The sequence below is a fragment of the Citrobacter sp. Cb041 genome (genome assembly GCF_030336655.1).
In the GTDB taxonomy this organism is placed as follows: domain Bacteria; phylum Pseudomonadota; class Gammaproteobacteria; order Enterobacterales; family Enterobacteriaceae; genus Citrobacter; species Citrobacter braakii.
On the sequence record NZ_JAOWDD010000027.1, the window covers coordinates 40384 to 55798 of the forward strand.

Below are 15415 nucleotides of genomic sequence, written 5' to 3' on the forward strand. Positions count from 1 at the left end.
ATAAGAACACATTGACATTAGTCAAAAAAAAATGATTCTGAAGGAAATAGAAAGATTTGTTGTAAAAATTTCATTTTATCCTATGAACAGAGAAATATAATTACGTGATCTACATCTCAAAAACACTATCGAAAAATGAAATGCTGAGAATATCGATCAACTTTGATGTAACCAGCAAATATCATTTACTATTACCTAAACAAATAGAGAATGTATAAAAAATGAACAATGATGATACGTATGAAAAAAAATATCGGATATTGCGCCAGCAAAATCTTGATGCTTGGACAGGTGAAGGATACGCAAGAGCGTGGGAGCAACTGAATCATATTTTTGATATGCTCAACAAAGAAAATCTTTTCCCGGCACCACCTGCAAAATTTCTTGAACTTGGTTGTGGCAATGCAGCGATGTCTTCGCAACTGATGGCGAAAAAAAGTTATGATGTTTACGGCATCGATATATCATCAACAGCAATAACATGGGCTAATGAGCGATTTTCATCATTAAACCTGAAAGGTAGTTTTTATGTTGATAATGTTTGCAATATTTCTCATTTCCCCTCCGAAAGCTTTGATATTATTTATGATGGAAGTTGCTTGCATTGCATCATTGGCGAAGACAGATTAACTTGCTTCGCAGAAATGAAACGTCTGATTAAACCAGATGGTATTTTAATAATATCTACAATGTGTGGTCTACCTAAGCAGCAAGAAGATATTAACAACTATGACCTTGAGAGTTATCAACTCTATCATGAAGGTCAACCATGGCGTACACTAAAACCTCTTGACTGTCTCAAGGAAGAAATAACTAAATCAGGATTTTCTATCAATTATATTCATGTTAATGAGAATCCTTGGTTGGATCATGCTACTATTGCCTGTAAAAAAAATAAATGATAATTTGTTTGACATCTGTATTATGTATATAGATCTCTAAAATGACATTAATATAATTTCTTTTTATATTTGTTAGCAGGATAGTACATATGAACAAACCATTAACCTTACTGGCTTTAGTCGTTTCTGTCACTGGCTGCGCCCCACTTCATCCAGCTGATTGCCATAAAACAACAGCTCTCGGCAGTTGTAGCTCCGGTCGTTTCACCGATAATGATGAATATGGAAAACAGGCCAGAGCGATTAAAGATGCTATCGAATCACAACTTGCTCAAAGGTATGCTTGGTCTGGTAAAAAGTGTAAATTGCATTTGGATTTTGCTTATGATGGAAAACTTAAAAACATTGAAGTAAGGGATGGCAATAAGCAATATTGTGCTGCATTAAAAGTTGCGGCTGAGCAGGCAACATTTCCACCATTCCCGAACGAGAGCATATACAATGCTTTCGCGGAATCCCGATTCAATCTCCAAGGAGAATAATCAATTTAAACGTTAAACTCGCAGCATCAATTTACAACAGAGGCTTTTCATCTAAAATAGACCTTAGTCATGATATGAAATTTTAAACATCAATAGCATACGCATATAAAACCACATATAATTCAAAAAAGGGCCATGAGAAGAACATAGCCCTTTCCATTTTAAAAGCTACATTCTTCGTCTGAAAACAACATTATCAGAGAAAATTGCCTTACCTGCGACAAACCCAACAACCGCAATGATTGGCAGGCTGATAGTAGCTCCCGCCATGCCTGTAGACATTCCGATCAGTATAGACAGGCCGAAGGTCAATAATATAACTACGAAAGCATACCAGCCGGGGTAGGCTCCATATAAAACAGTCGCCATGCAGCCAGTGCAGACGTGAACTCCGCGTTGGCTTTCTTTCAGACAAAACGGACACTGAATAGTTTTGTTTTCCATGATAGCCCCTTAAATCGCTTTCCAGCCATTGCTGGTTTTAACAAGATTAATCATGCCTTCTTCAGGTTCATTCATACCCTTGACGCTGGAGAACGCTTTTTTGTCCACCCATGAAGGAACATCCGCCAACTTCCATGTATAAGATACGCGAACAACTTTCTGATTACCGTTTCCCGGTTCGGTCCATTCCTTTATCTCAGCAACAGCACGATGACCAACACAGGCACCATTCTCACGGTTCCAAAACTCAACCTCTTGGCCCTTGTCTGTTACTTCCAGAACATCAACACTACTAAAGCCGTTAGACTGCTGAGAAACAGTGAGCAGCCCTTGTTCAACAAGTCCTTTAAGGATTTCATCACTGGCACTGTATCCGGCAGAACGGTAGCCACGGTTAACCTTAATCGGAAAACCTTTATTAAATACAATGTCGTTGTCCTGCAGGGAGTAGCACAGCTTTGATTGTGATAGTTTCGCGTTGATCGCTTTTTCAAAATCGCCTTTTTCACCGCATCCCGATACAAGAGCAGCAAGACCCGCCACGAGTAAAAATTTACGCATAGTGTTATCCCAGAGTTAATGGTTGATTGTGCCGTTTCTCAGAACAACCAGACGAACTGGCATATCGGCATTGTTTACTGTGGCAAAGCCACGAACTTCGAAGTTGTTGACTGTTCCGGTGACGCTGACTTTCTGGCCTTTCTTATAGGTAAGAACTGCATCATCAATACCAGAGTAGTAATCCAGCCAGACCATCCCGCCGCAGTAGTTTGTATCAGCTGTTTTAAAGAGCAGATAATAGTTAGGGTTAGATTTGGGCATTCCCGTCATCATATCGCTGGCACTTCTGCCCTTCGTCACTTCCAGAACAGTGGCATTGGTGATAGCGACCCTTTTGCCTGTCCATTTCTTTTCTGCTGCCATTGCATTTTCTTCATAGTCTTTGCAGACAGCACCAAGGCCAGATACAGACGATACCGGGCCAAGGCTTTGAGTGGTGGCAGTTCCCCCCAGCGCTTTACCTACTGAAGACAACGAAGAACTGATTGCTCCATTAACTGTATTCACGCCATCGTTGAGCTGCTGGCATCCTGTTAGTGCGGCGGCAGACAGCACCAGTGGCATCACTATCCGTAATTTCATATCTATCCCCAATGTGTGGAAACTTTATGTCAAAGACAGCCCTACCCATAGGTTGGTCTCTCTGGGCTGTAAAAAAGCGTTAATCAATTGATAGGATTCAATTTATTTTCCTGTTCGTCATATCGTTTGTATCGATCGAATTCAAATCATTTGATAGGATAAAGCTATCATATGCTTATAATCGATCGATATAAACAATTAAAACACCGATCAATCCACCTCATTTTGATAGCTAAGGACTATCAAATATAAATTATCGATCTTTAATAGCGATCAATTGAGGGTGCATATCGTAAGATATGAATCAGGAGAGGCGGCGTAACACGTCGCTCATTCGAATGTTGATGCAGGCAGGGTGAAGAGGATAGTTTCATTCTTGGACAAAGCTAATACGCCCTTCCCATGATTAGATAGTGTTCTCTATTGGTTCTGTTGGGGAAGCAGAGTAATTTATATTTCAAATACCACTTTGCTGGAATCTCACTCAATACAAAAAGGGACTTACGTCAGTATGATTTTTATTTTTTGCTGTTCATAAAACACCACTATTAATATCTCCATTGCAATATTATTTTTTATTTAACCTACCTGACGATTTTTCATCGCCCTTAAGTTAAATTACACTCAAAAACACAGAGACTATTAAAAATAATGAGAAAATACTTCTTATTCGTTTTTCTGTTGATCATTGAATGCCGTTCATTTAATCTTTTTCGAATTGATACATGCTTCATAAAGGATTAAATATGAAAGAAGCTTGGTTATCGTCCTGCACGAAAAACATACAAGACTTTGTTGAACGCTCTACAAGATTACAATCAGATAAACTCATACTAACACTTCAGGAACAGATTGATTTCAGCTACCAGATTAGCTTACGACTTGATTTCCGTACTGAGGCCGAGAAACATAGCCAAGCAGGACGAGTAGCAGCGACAGATAGCACATTGGTTTTTTACAATGCACTCAGATATACAGATGCACTCAAAGCAGAAACCAGCGCGGTACTATCACGTCAAGAGACGTTGCGAGAGGCTCGTGCATTGATACTTTCTCGACCATACGGGCAGGTCCGTCAGGATACCAAGATCTATTCCCACCCTCGCCACGTTTGCCTGACAGAGGACTGCTCTAACTGTAATGGACGAGGACAGATAAACTGTTCACATTGTCATGGTTCTGGTAAAACGACTTGTTCGAGCTGTGGCGGTAATGGTCAAATACTGGCACACCGTAGTCATTATGATCATTACACAAAGCAAATGCGTAGTGAAAGTTACTATCAGCACTGTACTTCTTGCTCTGGCGGTAGAGTTAAATGTAGTTATTGTCATGGTTCAGGTCGCCAACAATGCTCTCCCTGTAAAGGTACAGGAGAAATAACACAGATCACTCAGTTGCACAGTGTGGCAGTGCCAACATACCAGTTAGTGTATTTCAGCCATGACGTACAAACCTTTATCAAAGATGGCCTCTATAAAGCGGGAATACCCAATCTTGCTCAATACGGTGAAGTCGAGTTGCAGTCAGATGGGATTGATGATGAAGCACGTCAGGTAAATTTCCGCTATGACGCTTCAGTTCCATTTGCTCGTTTTAACAGCCCACTACCACAGGCAAATAATCATCAAATTCACTGGATTGTTTACGGAATTAACCCTCATATACTTGATGCGGGTCATGTGATCGAGCTAATGCTTAAAAGTGATTTGGATAATCTTGTCTACAGTACAACAAAAAACAAATTACTCAATCCTCTTATTGCGTCAATCAGTCGAAAAACGATCCATACCTTTATGGAATCAGAAGCACATCAGGATATGCTTGATGCTAACAGGCGAGGAAAATCCGGTGATATGCTGCGCGAGGCACTCAACAGAGGGTTCACTACAACATATCTTGATGAAGCATTAACCAGCCTCAAGCGAGTCGTAACAGCAATCCAGCGCTGGTCCGTCATTAAGTGGGCCATTATGAGTTCTCTTATAATCTACCTGCTTATGCCAATCTATACAGCTTTTAACCATCACTGGCAGCAAGATACAAAAAAAATATATATGACTCCGTTCAGTCGATGGGGAACTCAGCAAGAGCTTTGGGATTCCCTTCAATCGGTAGCACATTATTGTGGATTATTCATCATAATTATGTCTTTGATTATTTCTACAACTGGTTATATTTGGCGACGAAATTGGATTAAAGTTAGATTAGATAAACATTTAGCCAGTTGGAGTATTGATAAAGGTATTCTACGCAGTAGATGGTTCATTAGCTTGATACTAATTAGTGTATTCACATCTGCATTATTAATTTTTAACCCAATATGGATAACGCATGATGATCTACTTTTTGGGAAATACCCTTTTAGTGAACAAGTAAGTTGGATGCTAAAAACGTTATCTATATTGACTAAATAACTATATCTGACAGCCTTAACTTTACGACAAGGTTAAGGCTTTTTAAAAATGACCTTTTATCCATTTCATTCCACGCTAAAACTCTTTATAAAACATTTATCGGTAGAGTTTGTGTATCGATACAACATTAAAGAGTTTTATGTATATTATTTAGATCCCACACGTTTATCAGCTTGAGCCAATAAGATGTATTGATTATTATCCCCTGCAATAATCATAATCATTCAGATCAATTACCTGTGTTATGTGGTGAGTTGAGTTGTTATATAACTTAGCGTCTTCGGTAGCAATGACTCTATTGTTTCTTCGCTAACTTGGCTCAGTTCAGAAATCAATCTTCTGTATGTATTAATCATTCGTTCCTGATCAAACTCATTTGCTGATTCTGATAAGAAGAAATAGTCATAATCTTTGACATGGATATTATCACCACTTTCCAAAGTGAGTTTTATTCCTTGTTCATTCTCTTCAACATTTTTAACTATACAAGTTATAAATGGTATTTTTTCATTTGTATGATAGAGCGTAATAATCTTAATGTTGTTCATCCTTTATTTTCCTTCTTTTTTGTTATTTAATACCATATAAAATTGGTGAAAATCAAATTTAACTTCTGTTAATTAACGCGTTACCTGTTTTATCTTATTCTTTTGAAGAGATATTTATCTTATGAGCTAAAGCTCATGTGCTGACGCACGGCTACGCCCTAACGCTGTAAAATATATTTACCGTTTTAACAATGGTATTTGCTATGTTTGAGGGAAAAGCCAAAAGGATCAATCTCTGTTCTTTTAATTATAATAAGATATATATGATCCTATATATCAAAATAATGTTAGCACTAAAACATATAGCATTTGCTCTTAAACGCATAGGAAAACTATATTCATAGAAGCAGCACTTAGTGATTGCTCAAGACAATCACATTGCTGAAACAGGGTTCACCCCTGTTAATGATGGATTTATCCATAGAGAATAGCGGCGACAGCCGCCAATAAAATAAAGGTAAAACAATTGCAGTATTCCTGAAACACCAGCAGCGCTGCGTGATTGTATGAAACAATCACTTCGCTGCAAATAACTCTCCAGAAACCACATATTTTTACGTAAAACTCTCTGCACATACGGTAAAAGGAAAGCTAGACTCTCTTAACTTCTTACTAATTATTTAATTATAAGCACTGTCCCAGCCCAATAAAATCAAGGCTTCACACCTTTTTTTCCTATGTTTAAACATAGCAGATACCTATGTTTAAACATAGAACCGTCCTATGTTTAAACATAGCGGAATCTATGTTTAAACATAGTTTTTTTAACATATAGCAATGTCATAATAATAAAAGTTCTATTTTATTTATAGTTTTACTATTGACTTTCATTTTTCTGCATAGTATTAAAATAAGAATAATAAAAACTATAAGAGAGAATAATATGAATACTAATGACACTGAACTACTTCGCTTATTTGAAACATTAACCACAGAGCAAAAGATTGATATCGCAAGACACTTGCTACAAAACAAAGATATAAAATCAACCACCGTTATTGCAGCAGAAGAAGATAAAGCGATCTCATTTGCACAGCCTTATGTATTTGCTTTCACTTCTAACTTTCGTGTTTTTTCTGATCTGGACATATCGAAGAATGAATTCCGCGTATTGACTTATATCTTAGAATATATGGAGTTTGGAAACCTAATCAACCTTTCACAATCATCACTCTGTAAAGCGTTGAATATCGCATCCGGTAATATGTCAAACATATTCAAAAAGCTAAAACAAAAAGGTATTCTGGTTGAACATCATGGACACCTGTATATCAACTCTAATATTTTTGCCAAGGGTATGAGTCATCAACTTGATGAGAAACGTAAAGAGCATTTGAGTAATGCTAAAAGCCTCAATGCTGATATTGAACAATATCCAGAGTATTATGCAGATCTTTCACAGAAAGAAAGACGAAACTTATCTTTGGATACTGAAAATAAAGAGATCTACACAGATGCCTTTGTTTTTAGCAAGAAGAAGAAAAATAATGCTGTTCCTAATGCTAAAAACAGTGTCCAGATCGATAAACCAAGAAAAGCATATAAAAGAACAAAAGAAAATGAAGCGGCAAGAAAAGAAGTAGCTGATATCGACATCTATTTAAAAGCTGCATCCTAAAACAGGACAACAATAAGGGAAAAAACATACTTGATAGTTTTTATTCTACGAAAGTAAAAATAAAATATTTAACCCTATCATTAATTTGACACCTTCTCTATATACCTTAATATATAAATATATCCACTCTTTATTAACGAGGTATATATGAGAAAAGTACAATTAGACAACAGTGATTTATTAGCATATTTTAATACGATTGAAGAACTCAAAAATCATCCATCGATGGAGGAATATAGAACTGGATACCGTAAACTACGTGATGATGATGCATTTGCATATGAAATTAATAAATATAGATCTGCATATACTACGCTGCGCAGACTGGATAAGAAGAGACAATCTCTTTTGGGTAGCTTTATTAGTGAGCTTAATCCTATAAGTCACTCAGCAGCTAACACCGCTGCTAAATCATCAGGGAATTTTGATTTAATTAATGACCGAATACTTTACAGGAAAGCCATTGAAGAAAAAAGTGATGCCGAAATCATTGCTCTGGTGATAAAACAACGCACAGAGGCCGCTCTTGAGTTCCAGCGCTCTGTTGAGCTGAGTCTCGAACAGCTTTCTTCTATCTCATTAGATTTTGAGTCATCAAGTCCAAAACGAAGGAAAATGGCTGTTTAAAATCATAAGATCGACTAGCTGGGATACCATCCGTCAATTCCAAACTCAATATTTAATCCGTTTTTACTGGTCCCCTGCTCTTCTACGCTCCAGAATCGTCGAGTTTGATATAGATACCCATCTTCAAATCTGTTCTTGACCTAATTACCCTAATGTTAGATTATGAGCCTAGTCGAAAATTTTTAATCATATAAATGATGCGTGTTGTTCGAGTTAATTTATTTTTTGCAAAAGCTATTTCGAAACCACTATGTCTGTATTTGATCTGATTTTTATAAAAATAGTTAATGATAAAAATCGTCACCACGAGGATAAAAATGAAAACATTCAAAGATGTATTTATAAAAATTGATGATAAATCGATAAAAGATTTTATTTCAAAGGTTACTGATGCCACAAAAAACCACTGGAGTCGAGCATATGAAAGTGAGGAAAACTCAAAATACTTAGGCGAAATTGCTTTTAGCTTTAAACGGTCAGGTGATAACATTTTACCTGATGCTGGTCTAAGCATCTTCCAGAAAGAAAATAATATTTGGTATATTCCTAATGTTGTACCTTTAGAAAAAGGACAGCTAAACTACGAGGAATATAATGCAATAATTACGGATTTCTATAACTCGTGCTTGAAACCAGTTGCACTAGAGTTAAAAATTGATGTTGAAATAACCTCGGATTTCTTAACTGCAGAAGATGTTGTAGGAGATGAAGCTGGAAAGCTATTAAAGCAATTTTCAGCTTTAGCGAATAAATCAACAGAAAGTTCACATCCTAGTGATCAAGAAAGATGGTTTGCATTTATTGTCGAAACATGTAAAAAAGATAAACATGTGAATACTTCTGATCTTGTACGTGTATTATGTGAACAAGGTTGGAGCGAAGATTCAGCACATAAGCTAGTTATAGAGTATGAGTTTGCTAGAGATCTAATCACATACATGGAGCGATGATTCATGTATTTATCAATAAACAAAGTCAAAGATGAATTGTTGAAAGATGAACAACCTGTGTTTTTCTTTGATACATGCTCAATATTAGATATATTAAATTCTATCCATTTATATGGATTGTCAGAATCTTATGCAAGCAACATGCTTGAACTCATCAAAATAAATGGCAAGTCTTGTTGGTTAGTTTCCTGCCAAAACGTTAACGAGGAGTGGATTGATAATATAGATGCTGTTCTTTCTACTATGGAGAAAGAAATAAAAAAGCTAGATCGTAGTATAAGTTCGACAATTAACGTGACTAACTTAGTTTTAAATACCAATTACTCTATGCCACCGAAATTTTCAGGTCTCAGTATATCTAGTAAAATAAAGTCCTTATCAGAATCATTTCTAAACTCTTGTCGGTGTATTGAAAGAACTAATGATCATACGCTAAAAGCAATGCAGAGAGTTCGCAAACTTGAAGCACCAGCTAGAAAAGGAAAACTTGAGCCAAAAGATTGTGAAATTGTTGAATGCTTTTTAGAGTTATGTCAAGAACTACGGGGGGCTGGTTTTAATGAGAAAATCATATTCGTTACTGCGAATAAAGATGATTTTGGGTCACACAATGATCTAAAACCACCACTTGATACTCAATTTTCCTCTCATCAAGCACTATTGATAAATAGTGTTGATCATGTACTTGCAATAGCAAGAGGGCAAGCATAAAAAATATTTAAAGATTAAATTCACTTCTTCTAATCTGGCAGAAACGTTAAAGTTATTATTCTATACAGTTTCTGCCAAGACGTGAGTTACTTTGATTAAGTACAGATTTTCGCTACTGCTTACTTCTCTAATATTATGAATATTAACTTTTCCCCATCAGATATCCAGAAACAGCCTTTTCTCCCTCTCCAAACGTTTTTAGCCTAAAAACCACACGCCCACATTTTGATTTAGGCCAAAATTTCTGCATACGCTCATCTACACAAACTTCATTTCTTCCTGAAGACATTTTCGTCGCCCTAAATACACACTCACCAAATGCTTTAGGTTGCTTACTTGAAGGCAATCCAACTAACGAGACAATAGCTTTGCTCATTGCAAGTCCTACACCAATATCCAGCGCTGGTAATGAATATCGCTCTGAAAGAGCCATATTAATAATATTACGCGTATCCTCTATTGAATCAATTGCTGCTCGTCTAGCACGATACATAGCATCGGCTCTGTCATCTTCGCTCACTTTAAAAAATGCAAGAATACCATCACCTAAATACTCTGTTACTTGCCCCCCTTCAAATTCTACTGTTTTTGCTAAAGCAGGTAAAAGCGCCGAGGTTTCATAAAATACCCGTTGCAGTTGCGATACTTTAGCTGTCCTTGCAGATATTGCGTTTAATAAGTGTTTTGTTGAGTCGCGCATATCGGCAACGAAAGCAACAAACTCACTAATGATTGTCTCATCTTCAGAGACCCAAGGGTGTCCGGGCAACATTGATGGAACAGCGGCATCTATCGCATATCCTTCCATTCCTAAATTAGCTTTTGCAAGGCTTTCATGAACAACTATTGTTTTCCCACCATTTTCCCAATGCAATTCAGCCCGGTCCAGAGCGGTATTAACAATATCTTTTATCTGATCTTTTTTTGCATTATCCATAATGTTTACTTGATAGTTAAGGAGTAAAGATACAATCCAATACTTAATGATAGCCAGACATAAATAAACTTCGTGCAAATAGCGTATCGGCAGAACTTCATTTCCCTGATATAAGTTAACTTCATCTTTTCATAAATTAACTCATGCATTATCTGCGTTTCATCGGGTAACAGATCAAAAACATCTTTTACCGTGTAGTTTGCCTTTGCTTTTATAAAAGATCCAATAAATGAATACTCAATTTTAAAAATGCCATCACCGTAAAATATTCCTTTCGGTTTTTGCCCATAAATCCCAGAAGTAGGATTTGATATAGAAGTTAATGCTAAAAACAAATACAACACGGACACAATCCAAGAACATATCATTATAATGATGAGCAGCTTACAGATATCATATTGTTTCCACAACAACAAAACAGCGTCAGATATATCTTTCACCAACGTTATTGGCATGAAAGCAACGACAAACAGAAAACCAATTTTAACATCAATCGCCCTAATTGTACTCTGAACATCACTGATAGATTGATAGAGAAACTCTATTTTTTTGTCCATTTTGATCACTATAAAAAGTAATATACACTCAAATGTACTTTCACTATATTCAAAGAGTCATTATACACTAACCTAGCAAAAATAAAAGGGCGAAATAATTAAATCACTAGCGTAAGATGTCATTTTTCATTCCATCTATTTAGATATAGTAGTTAAATACAACCGTTAATTTGTCTTATGTTATAACAATCAACTATTTTATTATGGGAAATATTATTTTATCTTTGAAATTAACCAGTGCCATAAAGATGTGTTTTTACTAGTATATGACGAATTAGCCCATAACGGATTCATCAGTTCGCTTGATAGCAAATATTTATGGTCATCCTCATCAACAACTACAGCATTTAACTTATCAGCTATCTGCAACATCTTACAATAAAGCGCCTCGTCTGGATGCTTAGTCGAAATCCTTCCATCATTCCAATCAAGCCAACGTTCATCGTGTTCACTTTGACCACTCCATATAGCAAAAAACTCCCCATTCTTGCGATCTATTGATAGTTCTTTATCATCATTAACAAGCTGGAGCCATTCCTCACTACTGATTGGATTGCTTGCGCTTTCGAACCAATTTTCCGTTCTTATTATATGAAGCTCCCAGCCCATAGACACCTCCGTTGCTTGTTGAAGCTACAATATTATGACTGGCTATCGCCAGTCAATGAGATCCACCGGTGATACACGATCACGCCCCATTATCTCAAGCAACTGTTGTAATCTCTTGGCCCTCAATTTCTGAGCCTTTTTCTCACCAATCTCCTGATAGTATTCTTCCCGGCGTTCCGAAACGACTTGACGGAACTTCTTCAAAAATTGTTCCAGAGTTTTCATATCTGTCGTCGCAGCTTCAGCTTGGATTTTTTTATACATATACATAATATGGAATTCATCAATCATATTGGTTATCTCCAGTTCATTACAGGATTATTTCCCTCTACACGAGGGAATATTGCTTTTTTTCAATACTGATTTACAGTCATTTTTAACTTCCAGTAAATACGCTCCTCAGCATCATCCGGTTTTATGTTTTTCAGTACAAGCTCAATGATATGCTCTTTATGCCAGTATAAAATCGTTTCCTTTAACTCATCCATATTGATATCAGATACATCTTTTCCTCTTCCACTTTTAATATAGTCTTCAACTTCACAGGCAATCAAAACATCATAAATTATCTCTGATAACATTTCCCCTGTTAAAATATTCATGGCTGTTTCAGGCTGTTTTTCAGAGATACTATAGATCGTTTCGCAATATCCCTGTAATACATTTGTGATAAGATTTGTCGCCATTTTATTACTTTCATTTAAAATAATCTCTTTCATACTCATTCCTTTTATTAAGTTAAATATTAGATAAATATCGAGAATGTATTAATACTATTTATTAGATACTATTTTGATGATTACAGAACCATATGCCAGATCCATCTCATTATACAGTGTCTCATTTACATAACGATTTAAATCATCTAACAAGGTCTTATCATTCATGATTTCTTCGACAGAGCTACCTCTTAATGCGATAAATATATCCAAGCTCTCTTGGATAAGACTCATCACTTTAGGTGTTTTCTCACATAACATACTTACGATTACTGTCATATCATTATTCATCTGTTTTTCCTTTTGTTTATAGTTAGCCCCTTTCGGGGCAAGATTAGTTCTTACTTTCTAAAGTTTTCTGAATACCCTACCAGCAAGGCTGCTACTTGTTCAAAGTTGACCTGATTAATATCACCACAGTTTCCCTCTTGCGTGGTAAATCTCTCAAAGTTATTCTGAATATGGTCAATCACATAAATAATAAATGGACTCATAAAATCCGGATCATCCAGATAGTCATTGGCATCTCCATCACCATTCACTTCCATGAACAGATTCCAGCTTGCTGTAAACGATCTACAAGCAAGATCATAAAACAGTTCTGTTGATTTATTTTCAATAACAGTTTCTTTAGACATACTTATATCCTCATAATTAAATGCTTATTTTATTCATTTCGTTTTATATTAGCCCCTTGCGGGGCCGAATAGATGACGACAGCGATTATGTATATAAAATATAGTGACTCATCACATGATGTATCTGCCTCAGGTTGACAAGCACTTCATCAAAATATACGTTTTTAATCGATGCTTTATATTTATGTTTTTTCAAGAACTCATTAAAATCTTTCTTACCATTCTCTATTATTGATTTTAAAACACCCTCCATATAACCATCGTCTTCAAGGTTATGATAGAATCTTTCCCCCATATACTCATGCATACATCGCAAATAGTAGTCATAGTCTTCCCCGCTTTTCAGAACAAAGTATTTTGTATCATCATTGCTAACATTTATTTCTATTTTTTGCACTTTCATTTTCGCTTCCTCTTTTATGTTATTTATTATTTTTGCGTGAATCTGAAATAGTATTTTCAATCCAAGCATCAATCTCACTTTCCACAAAGGCTACAGATCTTGCCCCTATGATTACCTTATCCGGGAATCGGCCTTCCTTAATAAGCTCATACATTGTGGTTCGACTAAATCCGACTCTTCTAAGAACTTCAGGAACACGGATTAATCTTTTACCTGCGATTTCATTTCTCATTTGTTTTTTCCTCTGTTGTTTCAACGAGGACAATAATAGCTAATTCGCTTATGGCGTTTTAGGGATGTTGGCAAAAGACTTTTTCGAAAAAAATGGGGGTAGGTGAACAGAAAAAAAATGGTTGAGGATGGATGTGATCACGTTCGCTCAGGGCGAACGTAACCCTTTTTTACTTATCTTCTTTCTTCTTCTCGTCTTTGACGTGATCTACAATTTTTGTGTCTTTTAATACATTGTTTTCCATCATGTAATCTTCAAACGATTTCAGATAGTTCTCATCTGTCAGCAACGCCATAGCCAGCGGATAGTCAGTCACCTTAAGCATTCCCTCATCCCTATCCTTCTCGCTGTTCTCATGAAGCAGCGATGACATCAGCGACAGTGAGATTTTGGTATCATTATTATCTGCCCCCCAAAAAATGAGATCCATCATAGGGATGAGTCGATAGTCGATGATTTTTCTCAACGTGCTTTTACCAAAACGATACTTCCGAACAGCCGGATCGTTCATTTTTAGCTGTTTTTTCCATTGGGGAATGAGCACCTTCAGGTGTTCGATGATATCTTCGGTTGAAGCCTCTTGCAGGAAGATATCGACAGTAATTGAGGACAGACTTTTGATGCCGGATTCCTTCAGGTACTCCGACATATATTCAGACTGACTTCTTTGGGATGTTTCAGGATGGGTTCCAATCAGAGTTAAACTTTTCACATATAATTGTGCGTTGCTCCGGGTTACGGGGACCACTGCGTAAGTTCTGGCAAGCCCATGTCCTTGCGTGGACGTGTCGCCGCTAAAAAAAATTTCACCTCTGAGGATCTTATAGCGGTAATCATCTAATAAAAGTCTGTTCAGAGGCGGTAATGTATCCCGTTTCAGCAACATCTTGTAAGCCAAGATACGCCGCTCAACCTCAACATAGAATTGCTGAAGGGTGAGTTCCTTTATCGCTTCATACCGCTCTACATCAAACCATTCTTCCAATAGTTTCCTGAGTTCACTTCGTTTCATTACTGTGCTGTCCGTTTTACCATTTTTAGTTGTTTTAACTGACAGAACAACAGGTTGTCCAGTAATGGCGTAGGTCAGCTGAGCTTATTGCTGGTAGGTTCTTAAGATTGGTGTGAAATCATCCGTCGATTACTAAATTTCCGGAGGCTCCCTGCTATCGTATTTCTGCTTTTAAAGGGTTTTGTTGTACAGGAAGGGATGAAGACTGGATAAGTTTTTTGATGAAAAACAGGGATTTTAGATACAAAAAAAGCCCGTTTACACGGGCTTTTGATGCAATACTTTATGCAGTACAAAATCAAAACTAACTCTTAAGTTATTGATTCTGTTAAGAAATTGGCGGAAGCGTAGAGATTCGAACTCTAGAACCCTTTCGGGTCGCCGGTTTTCAAGACCGGTGCCTTCAACCGCTCGGCCACGCTTCCAATGAGGCGCACTATAAACATCCCGAACGAACCTGTAAAGC

General features: G+C 36.7%; 21 protein-coding genes and 1 tRNA gene. 7 read left to right on the plus strand and 15 right to left on the minus strand.

Translation table 11 applies throughout. The features are described 5' to 3' along the window. Positions 1–221: 221 nt before the first annotated feature. A complete protein-coding gene (locus tag OGV52_RS02270; protein WP_279274911.1) occupies positions 222–902 on the plus strand; it encodes a class I SAM-dependent methyltransferase in 681 nt (226 codons plus the stop codon). Between the two features lie 89 nt (positions 903–991). Beyond that, positions 992–1384: a cell envelope integrity TolA C-terminal domain-containing protein gene (locus tag OGV52_RS02275; protein ID WP_279274912.1), complete on the plus strand. Its 393-nt coding sequence runs from the start codon at positions 992–994 to the stop codon at positions 1382–1384. A gap of 168 nt (positions 1385–1552) precedes the next feature. On the opposite strand, the gene OGV52_RS02280 is transcribed toward OGV52_RS02275, so the two are convergent. Genes OGV52_RS02280 through OGV52_RS02290 form a run of 3 tightly spaced genes read right to left on the minus strand, consistent with a single transcriptional unit; the run spans position 1553 to position 2971 of the window. Then, positions 1553–1828 (minus strand): hypothetical protein, encoded by a 276-nt coding sequence (locus OGV52_RS02280; protein ID WP_060682411.1) that lies wholly within the window; start codon positions 1826–1828, stop codon positions 1553–1555. A 9-nt stretch (positions 1829–1837) separates the two neighbouring features. After that, positions 1838–2389, minus strand: coding sequence for an SEN1982 family lipoprotein (locus OGV52_RS02285; protein ID WP_287108021.1), 552 nt, complete (start codon positions 2387–2389; stop codon positions 1838–1840). A 15-nt stretch (positions 2390–2404) separates the two neighbouring features. Continuing rightward, positions 2405–2971: a hypothetical protein gene (locus tag OGV52_RS02290; protein ID WP_191219491.1), complete on the minus strand. Its 567-nt coding sequence runs from the start codon at positions 2969–2971 to the stop codon at positions 2405–2407. 746 nt (positions 2972–3717) lie between these two features. Here OGV52_RS02290 and OGV52_RS02295 point away from each other — a divergent pair. Further along, positions 3718–5388, plus strand: a complete 1671-nt coding sequence (locus tag OGV52_RS02295; protein ID WP_287108022.1) for a DnaJ-like cysteine-rich domain-containing protein — start codon at positions 3718–3720, stop codon at positions 5386–5388. Between the two features lie 242 nt (positions 5389–5630). Here the strand turns inward: OGV52_RS02295 and OGV52_RS02300 are convergent, their stop codons facing one another. Then, the gene (locus tag OGV52_RS02300; RefSeq protein WP_071444971.1) at positions 5631–5936 is read right to left on the minus strand and encodes a hypothetical protein; all 306 of its coding nucleotides are present in this window, start codon (positions 5934–5936) and stop codon (positions 5631–5633) included. 883 nt (positions 5937–6819) lie between these two features. Here OGV52_RS02300 and OGV52_RS02305 point away from each other — a divergent pair. The 4 genes from OGV52_RS02305 (at position 6820) to OGV52_RS02320 (ending at position 9842) form a co-directional block, all read left to right on the plus strand. Beyond that, on the plus strand, positions 6820–7554 hold the full coding sequence (locus OGV52_RS02305) for an SEN1990 family winged helix-turn-helix DNA-binding protein (protein WP_185228909.1): 735 nt from the start codon (positions 6820–6822) through the stop codon (positions 7552–7554). A 147-nt stretch (positions 7555–7701) separates the two neighbouring features. Further along, positions 7702–8181: a DUF4756 family protein gene (locus tag OGV52_RS02310; protein WP_071444973.1), complete on the plus strand. Its 480-nt coding sequence runs from the start codon at positions 7702–7704 to the stop codon at positions 8179–8181. Between the two features lie 317 nt (positions 8182–8498). Beyond that, entirely contained in the window at positions 8499–9131 is a 633-nt protein-coding gene (locus tag OGV52_RS02315) for a hypothetical protein (protein WP_287108025.1), read from the plus strand. A 3-nt stretch (positions 9132–9134) separates the two neighbouring features. After that, positions 9135–9842: a PIN domain-containing protein gene (locus OGV52_RS02320; RefSeq protein ID WP_081364661.1), complete on the plus strand. Its 708-nt coding sequence runs from the start codon at positions 9135–9137 to the stop codon at positions 9840–9842. Between the two features lie 142 nt (positions 9843–9984). On the opposite strand, the gene OGV52_RS02325 is transcribed toward OGV52_RS02320, so the two are convergent. The 11 genes from OGV52_RS02325 to OGV52_RS02375 all read right to left on the minus strand — a co-directional run bounded on the left by OGV52_RS02325 (position 9985) and on the right by OGV52_RS02375 (position 15374). Then, positions 9985–10779, minus strand: a complete 795-nt coding sequence (locus OGV52_RS02325) for an adenylate/guanylate cyclase (RefSeq protein ID WP_191219492.1) — start codon at positions 10777–10779, stop codon at positions 9985–9987. 5 nt (positions 10780–10784) lie between these two features. Next, positions 10785–11336, minus strand: a complete 552-nt coding sequence (locus tag OGV52_RS02330) for a hypothetical protein (protein WP_071445268.1) — start codon at positions 11334–11336, stop codon at positions 10785–10787. A 213-nt stretch (positions 11337–11549) separates the two neighbouring features. Further along, on the minus strand, positions 11550–11945 hold the full coding sequence (locus OGV52_RS02335; protein WP_287108028.1) for a hypothetical protein: 396 nt from the start codon (positions 11943–11945) through the stop codon (positions 11550–11552). A gap of 42 nt (positions 11946–11987) precedes the next feature. After that, on the minus strand, positions 11988–12236 hold the full coding sequence (locus OGV52_RS02340) for an H-NS family histone-like protein (protein WP_191219493.1): 249 nt from the start codon (positions 12234–12236) through the stop codon (positions 11988–11990). A gap of 62 nt (positions 12237–12298) precedes the next feature. Beyond that, positions 12299–12664, minus strand: coding sequence for a hypothetical protein (locus OGV52_RS02345; RefSeq protein WP_191219494.1), 366 nt, complete (start codon positions 12662–12664; stop codon positions 12299–12301). A 54-nt stretch (positions 12665–12718) separates the two neighbouring features. After that, complete coding sequence (locus tag OGV52_RS02350; RefSeq protein WP_191219495.1) at positions 12719–12955, minus strand: hypothetical protein; 237 nt, start codon at positions 12953–12955, stop codon at positions 12719–12721. Positions 12956–13005: 50 nt separating this feature from the next. Next, positions 13006–13302 (minus strand): hypothetical protein, encoded by a 297-nt coding sequence (locus OGV52_RS02355; protein ID WP_016243654.1) that lies wholly within the window; start codon positions 13300–13302, stop codon positions 13006–13008. 85 nt (positions 13303–13387) lie between these two features. Next, positions 13388–13705 carry a hypothetical protein gene (locus OGV52_RS02360; RefSeq protein WP_032667204.1) on the minus strand — a complete coding sequence of 106 codons (318 nt, stop codon included), beginning with the start codon at positions 13703–13705 and terminating at the stop codon, positions 13388–13390. A gap of 19 nt (positions 13706–13724) precedes the next feature. Next, entirely contained in the window at positions 13725–13937 is a 213-nt protein-coding gene (locus tag OGV52_RS02365) for a helix-turn-helix transcriptional regulator (protein WP_016243656.1), read from the minus strand. A gap of 169 nt (positions 13938–14106) precedes the next feature. Beyond that, the gene (locus tag OGV52_RS02370) at positions 14107–14949 is read right to left on the minus strand and encodes a DUF6387 family protein (RefSeq protein ID WP_287108030.1); all 843 of its coding nucleotides are present in this window, start codon (positions 14947–14949) and stop codon (positions 14107–14109) included. 337 nt (positions 14950–15286) lie between these two features. After that, a tRNA-Ser gene (locus OGV52_RS02375) sits at positions 15287–15374 on the minus strand. Positions 15375–15415: the final 41 nt, after the last annotated feature.